Origin of the sequence: Leptospira sanjuanensis, assembly GCF_022267325.1 — a bacterium.
GTDB lineage: Bacteria > Spirochaetota > Leptospiria > Leptospirales > Leptospiraceae > Leptospira > Leptospira sanjuanensis.
Genome location: NZ_JAIZBG010000001.1, coordinates 3,602,803 through 3,622,296, shown reverse-complemented (window position 1 = coordinate 3,622,296; position 19,494 = coordinate 3,602,803). Strand labels below are relative to the sequence as shown.

At 46.9% G+C, this 19,494-nt stretch carries 15 protein-coding genes; 12 read left to right on the top strand and 3 right to left on the bottom strand.

Annotated elements, in window-relative coordinates; genetic code table 11:
• Positions 1-48 precede the first annotated feature (48 nt).
• Positions 49-2,421 (bottom strand): ATP-binding protein, encoded by a 2,373-nt coding sequence (locus LFX25_RS16455; RefSeq protein ID WP_238731205.1) that lies wholly within the window; start codon positions 2,419-2,421, stop codon positions 49-51.
• Between the two features lie 457 nt (positions 2,422-2,878).
• Between LFX25_RS16455 and LFX25_RS16450 the strand changes: the two genes are divergently transcribed.
• The 3 genes from LFX25_RS16450 (at position 2,879) to LFX25_RS16440 (ending at position 9,408) form a co-directional block, all read left to right on the top strand.
• Positions 2,879-6,109, top strand: coding sequence for an efflux RND transporter permease subunit (locus LFX25_RS16450; protein ID WP_238731204.1), 3,231 nt, complete (start codon positions 2,879-2,881; stop codon positions 6,107-6,109).
• Entirely contained in the window at positions 6,106-7,575 is a 1,470-nt protein-coding gene (locus LFX25_RS16445; protein WP_238731203.1) for a TolC family protein, read from the top strand. Before LFX25_RS16450 ends, LFX25_RS16445 begins: the two co-directional genes overlap by 4 nt.
• Before the next feature lie 72 nt (positions 7,576-7,647).
• Positions 7,648-9,408, top strand: coding sequence for an acyl-CoA dehydrogenase family protein (locus LFX25_RS16440; RefSeq protein ID WP_238731202.1), 1,761 nt, complete (start codon positions 7,648-7,650; stop codon positions 9,406-9,408).
• Positions 9,409-9,472: 64 nt separating this feature from the next.
• On the opposite strand, the gene lfb1 is transcribed toward LFX25_RS16440, so the two are convergent.
• On the bottom strand, positions 9,473-9,835 hold the full coding sequence (gene lfb1, locus LFX25_RS16435; RefSeq protein ID WP_118954837.1) for an LIC10280 family protein: 363 nt from the start codon (positions 9,833-9,835) through the stop codon (positions 9,473-9,475).
• 248 nt (positions 9,836-10,083) lie between these two features.
• On the opposite strand from lfb1, the gene LFX25_RS16430 reads away from it, so the two are divergent.
• Positions 10,084-11,106: an SPFH domain-containing protein gene (locus tag LFX25_RS16430; protein ID WP_238731201.1), complete on the top strand. Its 1,023-nt coding sequence runs from the start codon at positions 10,084-10,086 to the stop codon at positions 11,104-11,106.
• On the top strand, positions 11,103-12,026 hold the full coding sequence (locus tag LFX25_RS16425; protein WP_238731200.1) for an NAD(+)/NADH kinase: 924 nt from the start codon (positions 11,103-11,105) through the stop codon (positions 12,024-12,026). The genes LFX25_RS16430 and LFX25_RS16425 overlap by 4 nt, the downstream gene beginning before the upstream one ends.
• Positions 12,027-12,222: 196 nt before the next feature.
• On the opposite strand, the gene LFX25_RS16420 is transcribed toward LFX25_RS16425, so the two are convergent.
• On the bottom strand, positions 12,223-13,692 hold the full coding sequence (locus tag LFX25_RS16420) for a potassium/proton antiporter (protein WP_238731199.1): 1,470 nt from the start codon (positions 13,690-13,692) through the stop codon (positions 12,223-12,225).
• Positions 13,693-14,051: 359 nt separating this feature from the next.
• Between LFX25_RS16420 and LFX25_RS16415 the strand changes: the two genes are divergently transcribed.
• The 7 genes from LFX25_RS16415 to LFX25_RS16380 all read left to right on the top strand — a co-directional run bounded on the left by LFX25_RS16415 (position 14,052) and on the right by LFX25_RS16380 (position 19,486).
• Complete coding sequence (locus LFX25_RS16415) at positions 14,052-14,678, top strand: FMN-binding negative transcriptional regulator (RefSeq protein WP_238731198.1); 627 nt, start codon at positions 14,052-14,054, stop codon at positions 14,676-14,678.
• Positions 14,679-15,056: 378 nt separating this feature from the next.
• A complete protein-coding gene (locus LFX25_RS20860) occupies positions 15,057-15,269 on the top strand; it encodes a hypothetical protein (RefSeq protein WP_238731197.1) in 213 nt (70 codons plus the stop codon).
• Positions 15,270-15,378: 109 nt separating this feature from the next.
• Positions 15,379-15,918, top strand: coding sequence for a DUF1564 domain-containing protein (locus LFX25_RS16400; protein WP_238731196.1), 540 nt, complete (start codon positions 15,379-15,381; stop codon positions 15,916-15,918).
• Positions 15,919-16,280: 362 nt separating this feature from the next.
• Complete coding sequence (locus tag LFX25_RS16395; protein ID WP_238731195.1) at positions 16,281-16,859, top strand: TetR/AcrR family transcriptional regulator; 579 nt, start codon at positions 16,281-16,283, stop codon at positions 16,857-16,859.
• A 94-nt stretch (positions 16,860-16,953) separates the two neighbouring features.
• A complete protein-coding gene (locus LFX25_RS16390) occupies positions 16,954-17,913 on the top strand; it encodes an NAD-dependent epimerase/dehydratase family protein (RefSeq protein WP_238731194.1) in 960 nt (319 codons plus the stop codon).
• 307 nt (positions 17,914-18,220) lie between these two features.
• Positions 18,221-19,144, top strand: a complete 924-nt coding sequence (locus tag LFX25_RS16385) for a hypothetical protein (RefSeq protein WP_238731193.1) — start codon at positions 18,221-18,223, stop codon at positions 19,142-19,144.
• Complete coding sequence (locus tag LFX25_RS16380) at positions 19,145-19,486, top strand: STAS domain-containing protein (protein ID WP_238731192.1); 342 nt, start codon at positions 19,145-19,147, stop codon at positions 19,484-19,486.
• Positions 19,487-19,494 lie beyond the last annotated feature (8 nt).

Genomic DNA, 19,494 nt, shown 5'->3' with positions numbered 1-19,494 from the left:
GGAGCCCCGCTCGTCGTCTGCGACGACGCTTCGCGCCTTGCGGCCCGCTCACGCGGAACCTTCCGGCGGTTTTAAATCCAACGGTAAATAAACGCGGAAGACCGTTTGTCCGGGTCGGCTAAACCATTCGATTCTTCCTTCGTTTTTAAGTAGAAGTTTACGGACAAGATCCAAACCTAAACCGCTTCCTTCTCCCACATCCTTGGTGGTGAAGAACGGATCGAAAATTTTCTCTCCGATCTCCGGCGGAATTCCGGGGCCGTCGTCTTCGATTTCCACGACCGCTTCTCCGTTTTGCTGATACAAACGGACGGTAAGTTTTCCTTTGAATTGCATCGCCTGCAAGGCGTTAAAGATCAAATGCGTCCAGATCTGAACGATTTCTTCCCGAACACAATGAACCGGAGGAACTTCTTCGATGGAGCGGACCAAATTCACTCCGCGTCGAATGTAATGCTGATATACGGTAAACACGGTTTCGAGAGTTTCTTCGATATGAACGTTTTTCGTAGAACTTTCGTTGCCCGTTTCCGAATAATTTCTCAGCTCGAATAAAATCTTGGAAGCTCTATCCACCGAAACTCGGATCGTATCCGAATTTCGGAAATAGATTTCCTCCAGATAAATGTATTCCAAAAGCGTTTCGCGATTGGACATTTGAAAAAAAGGTTTATACGTTTCGGGAATGCTTTCGATTCCCATATCGGCAATGGTGTCGGCTAACGTTTCGTGATTGGGAATATTCCATTTTTTTAGAGTGTCGCTGATATTCTTTCTTCTTTTTCTCACCTCCAAACCGGCGATTCCGGAGTCGCCCTTTCTGCAAGTGTCGATAAATTCGATATAGAGTTGTCTTTCTTCGGGAGAAGCTAGAGATAAGATCGAATGAACCTTGGGCAACATCGAGCGCATTTTCGGAACGGATGCAAGAAGAGTTTGATTGGAAGCCTTGATTGCTCCGAGTGGGTTGTTGAGTTCGTGACTGATTCCGGCGGAGAGTTGTCCGAGAGTCGCCATTCGCACCGAGTGAAGAAGCTGATTCTGCGCCTTTCGCAAATTTTCAAGAGCTTCTTCGAGATGTTTTTTCTGCGCTTCGATGAGTTCGTTTCTTTTACGGATTTCCTCGCTTTCTCTCAGCGCGGCCTGCGTTACGATCCGTTCCTCGAGATACATGGAAAGATCTTCCCTCATTTTATCCATCGCGGTCAGCAGTTCGCCGATTTCGTCCTCTCTCGGATAATGCGCTCTCGCGGAAAGATTTCCCTTTGCGATCTGTTCGGAATATGCGATGGCTTTGGATAATCCTTTGAGAACGTATCGATCGAAGGAGAATCGAAGCGTTACCAGAATCAATCCGAGAACCGCAAACGTGGAAATCATCGAGATCGCCCAAATATAAATTAGATCTCCCGAATATAATGAATCCGGAATGGAAACTCTTACGGCCCACGGACGCGGGGAATCTCCCAAAAGAACGGGATAATAATAGTGCGTGAAACCTTCTTTGGCTTCGATAAAAGGTTGTCCGGAAGCGATTCCGTCCGTGATTCTTTTCCGTTCGTTTTCATCCTCGATCAGGTTGCCCACCGTCTCAGGATTTTTTCCGTTTGCGGCAAACGAACCGTCCGGCGATAAAAAAGCGAGATAACCTTGGTTGCGGAAAGGACGGATCGATCCGATTTTAGTCTGCATTCTTTCGATCGTTACGTCCATTCCGACCACACCCGCGAATTTCGAATCGCGGAATACGGGCGCTACGATGGAAACCATGAGGATCGATTTTCCGGATACGAGGTAACTCGTCGGTTCGGTGAGAAATTCTTTTTGTGTCTGTCTCGGTACCGAATAATAGAGTCCTTTCGGTCCGGGATCTTCGTAGTTTACGCAATTCTCATATACGAGTTTGTTTTCGTCGAGGGCACGGTTGATATAAGGAACGAATCTTCCCGAAGAGTCGTGTCCTTTCGCGTTTCTATAAGCGTTGTCCGATCGGTCGTACGCGTTCGGTTCGAAGACGGCCCAGACTCCGAAGTAGTCCGGTTGAATGTGCAGAAATTGTCCTAAGGCATCGACGAACATCGGACGGTTCGGTCTCGTCTTTTCCAGAACGGCCTTGAAGCTGCGCACTGCCCCGAGTCCTACATTCAAGAATTGTGATATTTCTCTCGTATATTTTTCGGAGGCGAGTCTCGCTCCCGATTCGGCTTCCTGTTTGAGTCTTTGATAAGCGACAATGGAATTGATCGTCGTCACTAAAAGCGCGCCCACGGTCAATAAAGCGGTGAGGATAATGGAGATACGGGCGCGAATGCCGAGTTTTCGTTTTTTGCCGATCAGATTCTTTTTTAGGGAACCTGGACGGGAACTTTCGTTATTTCCGTTCGTATCGTGCTCGCTGGAAGGGTTGTCGCTCTTTTTCATAACGATATGCGTCGCGTTCCAAGAGAAGAAGCCGGCTGCAAAGTATTGGACGAAACGATCGAAATGGAAAGAAATTTCCTATTTGATTTAAAATAAATTTCGATTTTTTTTACGAAGGAGTTTCGGGTAATTCTCCGTAAGAAGGCGATCCATAAATTATTAACCTATCGTCATTGTATTCCGATTTGCTAACAGCGTTTAGTCTAGGATGACGCTTAACCTTTTCCGGTCCTGGAATTTACTCAAGCGAACGGGAATTTCAGATGTGTGGTTTTACTATTTTTAGCACAATTGTGTATTCTAATTTTCGAACCTGTGAAATAATCAGAAAATTATTCAAGATTATAGGATGAAAGTGGAAGGATCCGTAAAAAATCGGACCTGCGACCGGAAAAATAGGTCGAATGCGTATCAAGGTCGTTCCTTTCTTCGTTCGATTTCATCTAAGGGGTTTTTCTTGCTTTCCGCAGTATCGATACGCAATCCTATTTTTTCCTGGATGATGATGGCCGCGATCATTCTGTTCGGTTCGGTCGGATTCTCAAGAATGGGCGTTTCCCAAATGCCCGACGTGGACTTTCCCGTGGTCAACGTTTCTCTTACCTTGGTCGGAGCCAACGCGCAGGTGATGGAAACCGACGTGGTAGACCCGATCGAAGAGGTTCTGATGACGGTCGAAGGAGTCACCGAGGTGCGATCGACTTCCTCGGACGGATCGGCGACCGTAACCGTAGAATTGGAACTCAGCCGCGACGTGGATGTCGCGGTGCAGGAGATTCAAACCAAACTCGCGCAGGTTTCCAACAAACTTCCCGAAGAAATGGATCCGGCTGTGATTACGAAATCCAATCCGGATGACATCCCGATCATCTGGGTTTCGGTGACCGCGGTCGATAAAACCGAAAAAGAAAAGATGCTCTTTGTGAAGGATTTTCTGAAGGATAAGTTTCAGAAGATTTCCGGAGTGGGCGAGATCATTCTCGGCGGTTACGTGGATCGGACGATTAACGTTTATCTGGATCCGATCAAACTTTCGAGAAACGAAATCGCCGTCGACGACATCGTCAACACGTTGAAGGAACAAAATCTCGAAGTTCCCTCCGGTCGACTGGAAAATAAAACGAGCGAGATCAGTCTCCGCGCAGTGGGAGAGGTTCCGACCGCAGAGCAATTCGGAAATATCTTTTTGAATTCGAGAAGCGGTTCTCCCTTGTTTCGATCCATCCGTCTGAAGGACATCGCGATCGTAGAAGACGGGTTAGGCGAAGTGCGGAGAGTTTCCCGTTTTAACGGAATTTCCTCCGTCGCAATCGGGATTAAAAAACTCAAAGGGGCGAATGCGGTTCAAGTCGGAGATCTTGTTAAGGCAAAGGTGAAGGAATTAAAGCCGAAACTTCCGAAAGGTTACGATCTTACGGTTTCCAACGATAACACGGGTTATATCCGAGACAGCGTGAACGAACTCGAATTCACTCTGATCTTTTCCGCGATTCTTACCGGATTCGTCTGCCGTTTGTTTTTGGGGAATTGGAAAAGTACGGGGAACGTGCTTCTTGCGATTCCTACTTCGGTGATCGGGACGTTTTTGTTTTTATACTTCGCCGGTTTTACGATCAACACGTTCACGATGTTGGGTTTGTCCCTTGCGACCGGGATCGTGGTCGACGACGCGATCATGGTTCTCGAAAATATTACGCGACATCGGGAAATGGGCAAGTCTTGGTTCGACTCCGCCTTGGACGGCGCTTCCGAAATCCGTTTTGCCGCTTTGGCGGCCACGTTAGCCGTCGTTGCGATCTTTCTTCCCGTCGCGTTTATGAAAGGAATCATAGGAAGATACTTTTTGGAATTCGGCGTCACCATTTCCGTCGCGGTGCTTCTTTCCCTTTTCGAAGCGTTGAGTTTTACTCCGATGCGCGCTTCTTTGTACAGCGAAGGTAAAAAGGAGAATGGAAGGAGATCCTATCTTTCCTCCGTGTTTTCCGTAGACGCGCGCGATTCTTGGAATCGTTGGATTTCAAGGGTTTCGATTTTCAAAAGAATGGACCCTACGATCGAGCGTTTTCTGGATTACGGCACGGGTTTATACGCTCGCTCGATCGACTTCGTATTAAAATATCCTAAATCGATTCTGTATGGAACGACATTTTTGTTTCTTATATCGCTCGGTTTTTTCTTTCTTTTAAAGAAGGAATTCATTCCTCCGCAGGACATGGGGCGTTTTATCGTGCGTGTGCGTTTGCCTCTAGGTTCTTCTTTGCAAAGAACGGACGAAGCCATGAAGAAAGTGGAGCAATATCTCATCCAAAGGAAGGAAATCGACAAGTATATTTCCAACGTGGGAGGTTTCGGAGGAACCGAAGCGAACGCCGGAATGTTCTTTATCACGATGAAGGAAATGGGACACAGACCGAAAAATCCCAAGACAGGAAGAGAAATCACGCAGGCGGGTCTTTTCGGAATTTTACGAAAGGATTTGAAGGAACTCGTTCCGGAAGCCACGTTTTCGGTGCAGGACCTTTCGCAGAGGGGATTCTCCGCGGGAAGGGGATATCCCGTCGAACTCGTGTTAACCGGTCCCGATTGGCAGACGTTATCCGCCCTTTCGGTTCAAATATTAGAAAAATTGAAAGAAAGTAAAACCGTTTTGGACGTGGATACGGATTACGTCGCGGGACAAAAAGAGCTCAGGCTTGTGACCGATCGTGAGGCCGCCGCGCTTCGAGGTGTGAGTATGGCGAACGTCGGAAACACGGTGGGAACTCTGATGGGCGGTAAGAACGTGAGCCGTTTTACGGAGAATGGTCGGAGCTACGATGTGCGCGTTAAAATTCAAAAGGATAAGGGAGAAACGATTGCGGTAATCCCGGACATCAGCGTACGCAACACTTTCGGAGAATTCGTAAAACTGAAGGAAGTCATAAGCATTCAGGAAAAGGAAGCGCTGAAGACGATCACCCGAATCAACCGCGAACGTGCGATCCGCGTTTTCGGAAATCCGACTCCAGCCCTAGGTCAAACCGCTTCGACGGAAAAAGCTCTGGAGATCGCGCGATCGATCCTGCCGGAAGGATATTCGGTTTCGGTGACAGGTTCGGCAAAAACCGCAAAAGAATCGGGAGAAAGTCTGACTCTTGCGTTGCTCTTCGGAATTCTTCTTTCGTATATGATTCTTGCAAGTCAGTTCAACAGTTTGAAACAGCCTCTTTACATTCTTTTGGCGATGCCTTTCAGTTTTACGGGCGCGTTAGTCGCTCTTTATTTGTTCGGTCAGTCGTTCAACATGTATAGTTTTATCGGATTGATTCTTCTTTTGGGATTGGTGAAAAAGAATTCGATTCTTCTTGTCGAGTTCGTCAATCACGTTCGAGCCACGGGTAAAAGCATTCAGGAATCCATTCGGGAAGGTTGTCCGATTCGTTTGCGTCCGGTTCTGATGACTTCCTTCAGTTCGATCGCGGCGGCGATCCCTCCCGCATTGGCGCTCGGACCCGGAGCCGAAACGAGAATTCCGATGGCGGTTACGATCCTGGGAGGGATGACTCTTTCGACTCTCATCACTTTGTTGGTGGTTCCAGCGGCGTATTATCTCGGTGAAACGAAAAAAGAAGAAGCGACTGCAAAGACTTCGTTCGTTTTTCCCGAACCTTCGCCTTCCGTTCCTAAAAATAAAAAAACAAAAAAATGATTTCGAAAAACATTATAAAAAAAGAATATAATTATTCGAGCTTCGCATTGACCGCAATTCTGTTTTCGGTTTTGATTGCGGGTTGTACGGACGACTCCGCGATCCGAACCAACGACGGAGTCGTGGAACCTCGCTTGGAAGAAGTCACAGGAGTGACGACCGGAAAAATCCGGAACATTTCTCCCGAACAAGAATTGAATATCGACGAACTCTACGCATACGCGGTCGAACGGACGGAACGGATCGCGCTCAAAGAAGAGGCGATTCAACAGGCGGATTCGCAAAAGGCGGCGGCCTTCGCGTCCTTCTTCCCTTCTTTGTCCCTGGTATATAACAAATTTTATCGGATTCCCGGACCGAATTCTCACTTTAACCCGTATTATACGGAGCCGAACCCGTATACAGGAGGATCTTCTTCGAGCAGCTTGCCTCCGACGGTCGGCCCCGGGACGAGACTTTTGTTGTCGATTCCGATCCTGAACGGGGTAAGTCAATATACGACATACAAAGCGGCGGGCGCTCTTACTAACGTGAGAATGAACGAGGCTCGTTACGAATCCGGCCGGCTGTATCTGGAAATCGCACAAGCATATTATAATGTTCTCCAGTTGAAAGAGATCATTCTTCTGGAGGAGAAAAAGACGGAATTGGTCCGTAAAACCATCCAAGAACGCAGAAGACTTTTTTCCTTAGGGAGAATCACGCGGGCGGATTTGAGCGGATCGGAAGCGGCTTTTTCCCGTTCCGAAGCGGGTCTGGAGGATTTTAAGTATCAGCTCAAACAAGCGGAGATGGCCTTGGAAAGTCTTGTCGGCGCGGGAGAAGGGGGACTTAGGCTTGCGATTCCCAAAGAAGCGATCGTGATTCCTCACAACCTTACGCCCGAGGAAAGAATCGCCAAACGATACGATGTCATCGCCGCAAAAGAGAATCTCAAGATGGCCGAACTCAATTTGAAAAAAGCCTGGGGAGGGCACCTGCCTTCGGTAACGTTGAACAACTATTATACGATCCCGGAACACAACACGACTCCGAACAAAGACATCACGATGCAGTTGTCGATCAACGTGCCTATATTATCCGCGGGTACGATCACCGCCGGAGTCAAACAGGCGGAATCCGCGGTACGACAAGCGGAATTGCAGTTGTCGCAGGCTAAACGCGTTGCGAGCGACGAGATTCGAAAGGCGTATGAAAGTTCTTTGAACTCGGCCCGTTTGCTATCTTTATATTCGAAAGCGCGCAACTCCGCCGAATCCAATCTCAGCAGTCAAAGAAGGGGATTCAGTTTTAAAACCGCTTCCCGTTTGGAACTTCTGGTTTCGGAAACCTCCTTCTTGGATTCGGAAATCGCGTATCGAAAAGCGTATTATCAACATTCCTTAAATACGATTTGGTATTCCGTTGCGATCGGCGAGCTGCCGAAATTAAAAAAATCGAAAGAAGAGGATAAGACCGGGGGTTAGTTCTTTTTGTACGCTTGACATCTCTTCTCGATGGTTTTAACTATTGGGCATAGTTGAGAGGTAAAAGTCCCCATGATTATCAGTAATTACTTTCAGGACAATGATGATATCAAACTCGTGTTCGACGAGTTGATCGATTGGGATGAAATTGTCCACGCTTACGAGCATAAATTCGAAGACGCGGAAGAATATAAGAAATCCGGAAACGACAGATTGGCATACGCTCCTTCGAGCGTGGAAGAAGCCAAAGAATACTATAAGTCCGTTTTGGAATCCTTGGGCGAGATTATGGGAGAATTCGTCGCTCCCCGCAGCAAGGAAATGGATAAGATCGGACTCAAGTATGAAAACGGAAAAGTGACGTTTCCGAAAGCGCAGGAAGAATGTTACAATACGCTTCGTGACGCCGGTTTGATGCCGATTTCGATCAGCAGAAAATACGGAGGAATGGGTTTGCCCGCAACGGTTCAATCCTTCATGTGCGAGATCGCGGCGAGAGCCGATGCGGCCTTCTGTCTTGCATACGGAAACATCAACATCGTGGAGATCATGGAACGTTATGCGTCACCGGAAATGTGCGAAAAATGGCTTCCCGATATTTCCGCCGGAAAATACAGCGCGGCGATGGCATTGACCGAACCGAACTACGGATCGGATCTTCCGAACGTTCAGACAAGGGCGACTCAAGACGCGAACGGAGTATGGAGAATCAACGGTGCAAAACGTTTTATCACGCATGCCTGCGGTTACGTAAACGCGCCTTCCGTCATTCTTACGTTAGCGAGAACCGGATCGCCCGAAAGCGGCGCGCGAGGTTTGTCTTTCTTTCTCGTAAAAGGAAGCGACGTTCATATCGCAGGCGTGGAACACAAGATGGGACTCCATTGTTCTCCCACTTGCGAAGTCGTGTTCGACAACGCACCGGGAGAATTGATCGGTAAAACCGGATACGGTCTCGTAAAGTATTCGATGGGAATGATGAACGCGGCGCGACTCACGATCGCAACCCAGTCTTTGGGAATCGCAACCGCCGCGTATTACGAAGGTAAGAAATACGCATCGGAAAGAATTCAATTCGGAAAACCGATCGAACAAATTCCCGCGGTCAGAAAGATTCTCGATCGTATGGAACGGGAGATTCTCGCGACACGAGTTCTCATCGCCGAAACGGGAAAGGCGATCGATTTATATCATTGGCCGAAAGAACATCTCATCAAAGTGGAGGGCAAATCAGAACGGGACGTGAGCCAGGATGAAAGTATTCGCCGTTGGGAAAAACTCGCCGATCTTTTTACACCGCTCAGCAAATACTACGCTTCGGAAGGATGCGTTTCCATCGCGTCGGATGCGCTTCAAATTCACGGAGGAAGCGGTTACACCGAAGACTACGACGTGGCGCGGATCTACAGAGACAGCCGAATCACTACGATCTACGAAGGAACGACTCAGCTTCAAGTCGTCGCGGCGATCGGAGGAGTGGTTTCGGGAATGTCACCGACCGGACAACTCAGACAATATGGGGAAGGAGAACTTTCCAAATTCTCCGCCTCGGACGATCTGAAAAAAGTCTGGAACGACCTGGATGCGGCCGTCGCTCTTTTTAAATCGATCCACGACGGAAGCGTGAAGGATTCTTTAGCGTTTGAAGTGGTGGAGATCGCGGCGCGGTTTCTCTGCGGAATGCTCTTGGAAAGATCTCTCAAGGTTTTGAGCGGAAAAGAATTAGAAAAACGGAAAGCGATTTCCCAGGCTTATAATTTGGACAGCATAGCGGTTTCCAGCGCGAATCTGATCAAGCTGGAAAGAGCTTCCAAACAAGCGGTTCCCGCTTAACGAAACGATGACTTCGCCGAGAAAGAACGGCTCGGCGAAGCTTTAAAAGAATATTCGAATATTCTTATTTTCTTAAAGTCTCCGTGGCGCTTCCGCCTGCCCAGGTTCCTTCCAAAAGTCTGCCCCCGTTTTTCACTTCGTAGATCACAGGATCGTTTTGTCCCCAATCCACGGTCAACGTAGTTCCATCCAGAGTTCCGGTTCCCGTAAAGGTTTGTCCGGCAACGGTCCAAGTAAAAAGATATTCTCCGTTCGATTGGGTGATCGTCACGCTTCCGCCGTAAGAGGAGCCGTCCGGATTGGTTCCGGCGACCCGATACTTCCCGCTGATGGAAGAAGCGTTTATTTGGCCGATCTGAGCGGTTGCGGTCGAGATAAAACCGAACACCAGAAGAACGAGGAAAAATCTTGAGATGATTCGAAACATTTGCGTATTCTCCTTAAAGAGTGGAAGAAATCTGCACGTGTTTTTAAAAAAGTCAATTCATTATTGCGAAAAACAAAACGGTTATACAGAAATTATTTCTTCGGAGCTAAAACGGAATCAAACGAAGTCTGCGGAAAGAATCGGTTCCATTATAAGAACAGGTTATAAAATGATTTGATCGAAAAGATGAAGTCTGAAAGATTCGATTCTCCGAAACCGGAAAACGAAATGCGGGAGAATCTAACATCATGTTTGGATGGAATTATATACAATTCGATTCGATGACTCATGTAATTGTTTATAAAAACGGAAAAGTTTCCAAAGAAGGACGAGGTCTTTCATTTTTTTATTTCGCTCCCACGAGTTCGATCGCGGCGATTCCGTTGGGAAGTAACGATCTTCCCTTTATCTTCAACGAATCCACGAACGATTATCAAACCGTTTCGATTCAGGGGCAGATTACGTATAAGATTTCCAATCCGAAGTCTTTGTCCGAACTTTTGGACTTCACGGTGGATTCCAACGGAACGTACAAGAAGAACGAGATCGAAAAGTTGAACCAGAGGATCATCAACTACGCGCAGACTTCGACCTCTTCCTTTATTCACGGGATCGGTCTGAAGGATTCGATCCGTTCCGCAAAGACGATCGAAACGCAAATTCTTCAGGGCTTGCAGACTTCGAGTGCGATTTCCACGTTGGGGATCGAAATTCTGAACGTGAACATTCTCGCGATCCGTCCGAATCCCGAAATGGAACGGGCTTTGGAAACGGAAACGAGAGAACGTCTTCAGCAGGAAGCGGATCAAGCGATTTATGAAAGAAGAAATTTCGCGGTGGAACAGGAACGCAAGATCAAAGAAAGCGAATTGAACACCGAGATCGCCGTCGAGGAAAAGAAAAAACAAATTTCCGAAAAGCAGATGGAGGCGAAGATTCTCGAAGCGGACAACAAACGAAAACTCAGAGAGATGCAGGTTCAGGCCGACATCGCCGTCGAAGAACAAAGAAAAAAGTTCATCGAGATGAAAACAGCCAACCAGAAAAAGGAAGCCGAAGCGCAGGGTTTCGTTACGGAAACGACTCTGAAACCGTTCCGCGATATCGACTGGAGAACGTTAGTCGCCTTGAACAACAACCCCGATCCGAAATTCAACATCTCGCTCGCCTTTAGACAACTCGCGGAAAACGCGGAAAAGATCGGAAGCTTGAACATCAGTCCCGATTTGCTGGAAAATCTTCTTCAGGAAAAGAAAGATTCCAAAAAATGAAGGTCGAATACGCGATCATCGTTAAGAACAAAACGCGCCTGGAAACTTTGATCGAACGGTTCAACACGAAACAGCAGGCGCGTTTTTATATCGAAAGGCTCGGTGGAAGGTTCGAAGAATACGAAGCGGAACACGAGATCTTTCACGAATCCTTGGATCTCGTTCAGAAGAGGATCTCGAAAAAGATCAAATCCAAAATCGTGGAACGGATGTATGTTCCTTCGTTTCTTTTTTCGCAAAAGAACGTGATCGTTACGATCGGTCAGGACGGCCTGGTCGCGAACACGGCGAAATATTCGAAAGGAGTTCCGATCGTCGCCGTCAATCCGGATAAGGAACGATACGACGGTGTTCTGCTTCCGTTCGATAAGAATAATTTTATGCACGCGGTCGAAAACGTGATGGAAGGAAATTTTACTTCCAAGACGGTTCGTTTCGCCGAAGCAAAACTCAACGACGGTCAACGGCTGCTCGCGTTCAACGACTTGTTTATCGGTCCTTCTTCCCATACTTCCGCGAGATATAAGATTTCGTACAATCGGAATCTGGAAGAACAATCTTCGAGCGGGATCATCGTTTCCACTCCTGCTGGTAGTACCGGTTGGCTCAGTTCTATATTCAATATGGCTTATGGAGTTACGGGACTGTTTGAAAAGGAATTAACGCTCAAACGTCCCGCATTGCAGGAAGATCAGCTTTTGTTCGCCGTGCGCGAGCCGTTTCAAAGCGTCCGAACTCAAATCGGAATCACCGCGGGCGTTCTTACGGAAAGATTTCCGTTGACGATCGAGTCGTTGATGCCCGCAGGCGGGGTTATTTTCAGCGACGGAATCGAAAGCGATTATCTTAAGTTTAATTCCGGTTCGATCGCTACAATCGGAGTTTCTTCGGAAAGCGCGACCTTGGTCGTAAAATCCTAAACTGAGTCTCGTTTTTACGATTCAAGGCTTTCGACTTTGATCCGGAAAACCTGCGGTAGGGATGCGGAGCGTGCGAAGCAGTCGTCTCGTTAGAGACGACCGAAGGCGAAAGCCGAAGCGCGGAGCAAGCCCGGTCCTGCGTGTTCGATTTCAGTATCGAATTACGAATCCGTTCGCAGGAACCGCCCGATCTTCCCTAAGTTGCGGGCGCGTCCATCTTGGAAAGAATTTCGCGGATCTTGTCTTCGCTTCCTTTCGGAGTGAGAATCAAAAGAACATCACCTTCTTCTAATTTAGTTTTTCCTGTTGGAACGATATGTCCGTCGCCGCGGTAGATCAAGGTGATCAGAGAGTTTTCCGGAAAGTTCAACGAATACACGAACTTGCCGACCGAATTCGAACCGTAAGGAACGATGAATTCCAAAAGATTGGAATCGCTCTGTTCCCGATTTTCGAATTCGAACGGATACGAAGCTCTTTGTTCCAAAGGCGCGTCCAATCCGAGCCAGCGGACGACTTGAGGAACGCTCGTTCCTTGAAACAACAGGGAAATTAAAACGGTAAAGAATACGAGATGGAAAATCTTATCGGAGCCTTCCACGCCTTGTGCGAACGGAAATGTCGCGAGAATGATCGGGGCCGCTCCTCGAAGTCCGATCCAAGAGACCAATAACTTCTCCCGAAAATTATAACCGGACCGAAAGAGTGAGATGAACACCGCGATCGGTCTCGCAAAAAAAACGAGAAAGAGGGAAAACAAAATTCCCGTTCCGAACAACGGAGGGATTCTGCTCGGATAAACGAGCAGGCCCAACGTTAAGAACATGATGATCTGCATGAGCCAAGCGATTCCGTCTAAGAAGCGGAGATTACTTCGTTTGTGAACGAAGGACTGATTTCCTAAAACGAGCCCCGCGATATAAACCGCTAAGAACGGGTTTCCTCCGATCAATTCGGTCGCAGAATACACGAACAACACGGAAGCCGAAATTAAAACCGGATATAACCCTTCGTATTCGAGTTTGATTCGATTGAGTCCCTTGTAGATCACGTAGCCGAACGCTACGCCCGCCGCCGATCCAATGGAGAATTGCATGAGAATGTGAAGCGCCAATTCTCCCGCTCTCGGAGGTTGCGGTCCTAACAAACTGAGAATACTTACGGTTAAAAGAACAGCTAACGGATCGTTGCTTCCCGATTCGAGTTCGAGCAAGGATGTAAGTCCTTTTTTCATCCCCGTGTTTCTGGTTCTGAGGACGTTGAAAACCGCGGCGGCGTCCGTCGACGAAACGACCGCACCCAATAAGAAGCCGATGATCGGAGAAAACCCGAGAACGTAAACGGAAAAGAGTCCCATCGTCGCCCATGTGATCAAAACGCCCAGGTTTCCTAAGACGATTCCTTTCCAGAGAACGGGTTTTATCTTTTGCCATTCCGTTTCCAAACCGCCGGAGAAGAGAATGTATGCCAACGCGATCGAGCCGACTTGCCTTGCCAGAAGAGGATTGTCGAAGTCGATTCCGCCGGGTCCATCGGACCCGGCGGCCATTCCGATCAGAAGAAAGAGGAGAAGAGAGGGAACCCCGAATTTGGAGGAAACGCGCAGAAGCCCGATACTGAGAATGATCAGGCCGGATAAAACAAGAGTGCCGAATTCAAATTCCATTCAATACCGTAAGAGTAGGATTCCATAAAGTTTGGGTTTTCAGAGATTGCTGATTAGACCCTGAAAGTCCGAATTTAGAACTTTCTATCCTTCCTTTTTTCCAAAAAATAGGAAATGGTACAAGGAATTTTTTCCAATTCGTTTCGGCTGATCGCGGCGATTTCATTTTCCTCTGTTCTCTTTCCGTTCTTTTTTGCTTTTAAAAGAGGGGAATGCGGCTTAACAGCTTGGAACATGAAAATTCGTTCGCGCGCGAGCGGATTTTATGCGACTTGATATATTCTAAATATTGAATATACGGATCGAATTTTCTTTACAAAAATTCCCGGAAAATTGAAGTTCGGAACGGGAGGGAAAGTATGTATATTCCAAAAGCGTTCGAAGAAACCGATGAAAATAAGTTGATCTCGTTTATACGTGAAAATCCGTTCGGAATTTTGTTTTCCGCCGACGATACTTCCTTGGAAGCGTCTCATCTCGTGTTTCATCCGGAAAAGGACGAATCCGGCAGGTTATTTCTCTACGGACATTTTGCAAAAGTCAACGATCACTGGAAGAAGGTTCGCGATCGGGTTTTGGTCGTTTTTTCCGGTGCGCACTGTTACGTCTCTCCGACTTGGTTGGGAGAACCTCATACGGTTCCCACATGGAATTATGCCGCCGTTCACGTTACCGGGAATCTTACGCTTTTGGATGAAGCGGATTCTCAGAAACGGATTGGGCAGTTAGTCGCTTCCTACGAAACGAATCCTTCTTCCGAATGGAAATTGGATTTTAACGATTCTTTCTTCCGAAATCTCGTGCAAAAAGGGATTGCGGCGTTTCAAATCGAAGTCACGAAGATGGAAGGAAAGTTCAAGCTCAGCCAGAATAAGTCGACCGAGATTCAGCAACGGATTGCTTCTAACTTAGAAGCGATGACGGATGAGAATTCAAGGACGATTGCGCGTTGGATGCGTGAGAATTTGAAAGGGAAGAATTCGTAAGGAGACTTGCGGGGACTCAAATCGGAGAGCTCGGTTTTTCGGAATTTTTTGAAAAACTGTCACAGTTGTTCGACCGCCGTCTCTAAGAAATCAAATACCAGTCGAGGAAATCGTCGTGGAATGGGCGCCTTTCGAATGATCGGAGGGAAGTCATGAGGAAGAATTTTCTTTCCGCAAGCGACTTGGTCGGGAGCGAAATCCTCGGAATATCGAGGACTAATTTTCGAAAGAGATTATCCAGAGCGAGAAAGGATCTCTATCAGTTTATGAATTCGAAATGTGGGTTGGTTCGTAAGGAAAACCCGTGTCGATGCGCTCGAAAGACAAAGGGTTTTATAGAATCGGGAATCGGGAATTGGGAATCGTGAATCGTGAATCGTGAATCCGAAAGAATTGAAATTCTTCCATCATTCCTTACAAGCGATCCGGGAATGCGCGCGGGAAAAGTCGCAGTCGTTTGATGAGTATGCGGAACCGCGTTATGCTTCTTTGTATCGTAAACATAAATTCTTAATTCCTTCGGATCAATCCGATAAAATCCGGTCCTTGTTGCGGGATTCCAAATTTCGGGCGGTTTTCGGTCTGAAATAATCGTTTTGAAGTTTCGGATTGTGTCCCGAATTTTTAGAATGATCTGAATTTTTTTCGGATCGATGATCGGATTTTGTCCATTCGGAAAAACTTCGGAACCGATGTCTGTATGGGAATCTTATCACTCAACTCCGACGAGAAAATCAGTTCCAGGCTTCAAGAGATTGAAACCGAGGTCGTTACTCTTTTAGTTTCTAAGGAAACTTTATCTCGGTATCGCGAGGAGGATCGTAAAATTTTAGCGAAGAGAATTCCTATTCTTCTGAAGATTTACGGGAAATATTTAACCGCTGCGAAACGTTTGGGGAACAGGGCGGGAAAGACTTTGTATCAGCCAAGTCCCGGTCGGGGGAATATGGTTCGGATGAACGTGCGCTTGAGTACGGGAAGTTGGGCGTTGTTCGGAACGTTCGCGCAGGCACACGGGGTATCCCGCTGTTATTTATTTCGATATCTTTTGTTGTTGGATGAGGCCGGGGTTGGGGATTCTATCGTGAGAATTATGAATGAAGGAGGTCCAACATTTCACAGGAATTACAAATACATCCTCCACCTCGATCTTTTAAATAACAACATAACTCGGACCCTCGTCTGCGATCCCACCCACATATTTTACGTTTTGGATCCGCGAGACTGGTTCGACATTTAGTCAAACAGACAAACACCAACCTAAAAACAAGATTTAAAACAAACAACCTTCAACCGCTTTGAAACCAAAATTCGAAGCATAACAAAGTATGCCCGCGCGTATCAAACGCACACCCTGACTCCGCATAAGACATTCAATGCGTGGACGAGGTCTTGAAAAACTGAATCTCGACTTACTACTCACGGCAACTACCTAACAACACAAACCGGCACTTTTTTATCGAACACATTCGAAAAATCTAATTTCCTTTTAAAGAAAGCAAAAAGAGGAAAATACGCAAAATTTCCTTTCAACGAAAAACGGATTTGTAGTCTTCGAACTCCCCTTGACAGAAAAAACGACAGACTCTCATCGTGGAAGATATGGAACAACCCAGCTCCAGAGAAAGACTGATACAAACGACCGGCAAACTTCTCCAGGAAAGGGGTTACCATGGTACCGGGTTAAAGGACATTCTCAAATTAAGCGAAACCCCGAGCGGTTCCTTATATCATCACTTTCCGAACGGAAAGGAAGAATTGACCGCACAAGCGATTCAAAGTGCCGGAGAACGTCTTGAAAAACAAATCGAAACCGCTGTCGAAAATCATTCCGATCTTTACGGCGCTCTCCAAGAATTTACGAATCATCTTGCGGAGGAGCTGATCAACTCCGGTTTTCAAAAAGGATGTCCGATCGCTACGGTTGTACTCGAAGTCGCTGCCGACAACGATCGGATCCAGAAAGTCTGTTCTACTACTTATCAAAATTGGCAAAATCTGATTCAAGCTCTGTTGCATCGGTCCGGAATGGAAGAAGAGCGTGTAGAATCTGTCGCCATTCTTCTTTTGTCCGCCGTCGAGGGCGCTCTGATCCTTTGTCGAGCCCACAGAAGCGTCCAACCCCTAAAAGCAGTGGAAAAGCAGTTAGAAGGGATTTTAAGCGTATTGATTCCTGCATAAGAGAATTTCTTGACCAAAATCATCGGCAATAATAATTTTGGTAGAACGATCTATCTAGTCGAAAATTAAATCCCATTCCCGTTTGGAGGCGAAAATGAATCTTTTTATCACAGGGGCATCCGGCTTTGTAGGAGAAGCCGCCACCCGGATTCTTTCTAAAAAACACAAAGTCAAAGCGATGTCCCGTTCGGAAAAAACCGATTCCGTGATCACCAAAGCAGGAGGAGAACCGGTTCGTTCCGAATTGAATTCCGTAGACCCGAATCAACTCAAAGGAATCGACGTCGTCATTCATAGCGCTGCCTATGTGGAACAATGGGGACCGTTTCAGGATTTTTGGAAAGTCAACGTGGACGGTACGGCGCAGCTCCTCGAGGCGGCGAGAAAGGCAGGCGTAAAACGATTCATCTTTATCGGAACCGAAGCGGCTCTGTTTTACGGACAACCGATGATCGACATCGACGAAAGTTATCCATATCCGAAGAATTCTCCGTTTCCGTATTCACGCACAAAGGCGGAAGCCGAAAAACGCGTGTTAGCCGGAAATTCCTCCGAAATGCAGACGATTTCGATCCGTCCGCGTTTGATTTGGGGACCGGGCGATAAAACCGTTCTTCCCGTTCTTTTGAAAATGATCGCCGAAGGAAATTTCTCTTGGATCGACGGGGGAAAGGCTCTTACCAACACGACTCATATTTACAACTTGGTTCACGCGATCGAGCTCGCTTTGACGAAAGGACAAGGCGGTAAGGCGTATTTCGTTACAGACGACGAAGTATTCAATTTTCGTAATTTTCTCGGATCGCTTCTGCTCACTCAAAAAGTCGTAGCCCCGAATCGGTCCGTTCCGGGTTGGCTCGCTCGTTTTTTAGCGAGAATCATCGAAGCCGTTTGGAAACTTTTTGGAATCAAAAACGAACCTCCGTTGACTCGATTCAGCGCGAGCATCATGTCCCGCGATTGTACGATCAAAATCGACAACGCTAAAAAGGATTTAGGTTATTCTCCGTTGCTCAGCGTTCGTCAAGGTCTCGCAGAGATGCCGGTTCTTTGAATCGGCACGCTTTTTCTTTAGAGAAAAAAAGGAAGAATGACGAGTTCGGTCTGAAATTGGAAAAAAAGGATTCGGACGGATATTTGGTCGAGCTGATCTGTTAAACGAAGTGGAGGTATTTTCGATCCGCGATCGGGAATCGGAAATATGTCTACTTTCTTCGGCGTTTGAATTTCACAATTTTCGGTTCTTTTTACTTTACAATTTGCGGAACTGCCTTAAATCAGTCGGCATCTTTCGCGTCTTCTAACGCTAACGGCAGCGCGAGAATCAAGGAAAAACCAGTTCCGTTTTCGAAACAGCCGCAATGCCGAATCCGAGAAATAACATCCCGCAGCCGCTCGCTCAAGAATTCATCAAAACGATTCGGCTTCTCGCCTTATCCGGAAAAAAGAATTTTCGCAATTATTTGATCGATCCGCTGACATACGCTGGTTGGGAAAAGGAGAAGTCGCATTCCGCACAAACCTCCGCAAAAATTATCGATAAGATTCAGGCCGATTCTCTTGATCCCGCTTATGTTCACACGATCGGTCTGAATTGCAAACGCCTCGTGTCGCACGCTCTTGGGGAGAATTTGTCCGCGGTAGGGGACAGTTGCATTTTCTTTTTGGAAAAAATTCAGGAACAGGAAGCGGTCGCGGAAAGTAAAGAAGCGATCGAATTTTTTTCTCTGATCGAAAAACCTTTGGCGGATTTCCGGGAGCTCAACCGTACTAAAAGCGAAAAACTGTTCGAGGACTCGATCAAGAATTTTTCTCCCGAAGAATTGAAACACGTTTTGGAACCGGTGAAACTCGACACACATCGTCAGAAGGTTTATCTGGACGCCGAGGTTCATCGGCTTTACAACATGATTCTCGTAGCGACCAAATCGAACGATCTTCCGAAGTGTAAAAAATTATTATCTTCTTATATTATAAAATTCAGTGATTCCGAGGATTACAATCTTCAGGAAGTGGAAAATCTGATCGGCGCTCTCGCAAAACGGGACGTTTCGTTTAAGGAGAATCTCCGGGATTCTCTCGCGATAGAACTCTATTATCTCATTACCAAGGGAATTCTCGAAGGTAATCCGAGAAAGGCGATTCAGGGAATTCGAAAATACGCGCATATCTTCGAAGGAGATCCGAACGCGAAATATTATTACGAAATCGACGGATTGGAAAGGAAACTCTACGCGATCATACGGGAAAAAGACATGATGAAAGACATCAAGAAGGGAATATAAATGGCGACACTTACGATTCAGGAAAAAAAAGAAGGAAATCTTTTGGTTCTTCAAATTCAAGGAGAGATCGACGCGAAAACCGCGCCGGATTTGAAATTGAAATTGGAATCCTCCATCGGAAACGGCGCGACAAAGATCGTATGCGACTTCTCCGGAGTTTCTTACATCGCTTCGGCGGGAATCGGGGTTCTCAACTCCATTCTGAAATTCTTAAAGGAAAAATCCGGAGAACTCGTATTCGCCAATATCAAAAAAGAGGTTCGAGACACGATGGACCTTATGTATTTTACGAAAAAAATTCGCATCTTCGAATCGGTCAAGGACGCATTGGCGGCGTTTTAATCGCCAAA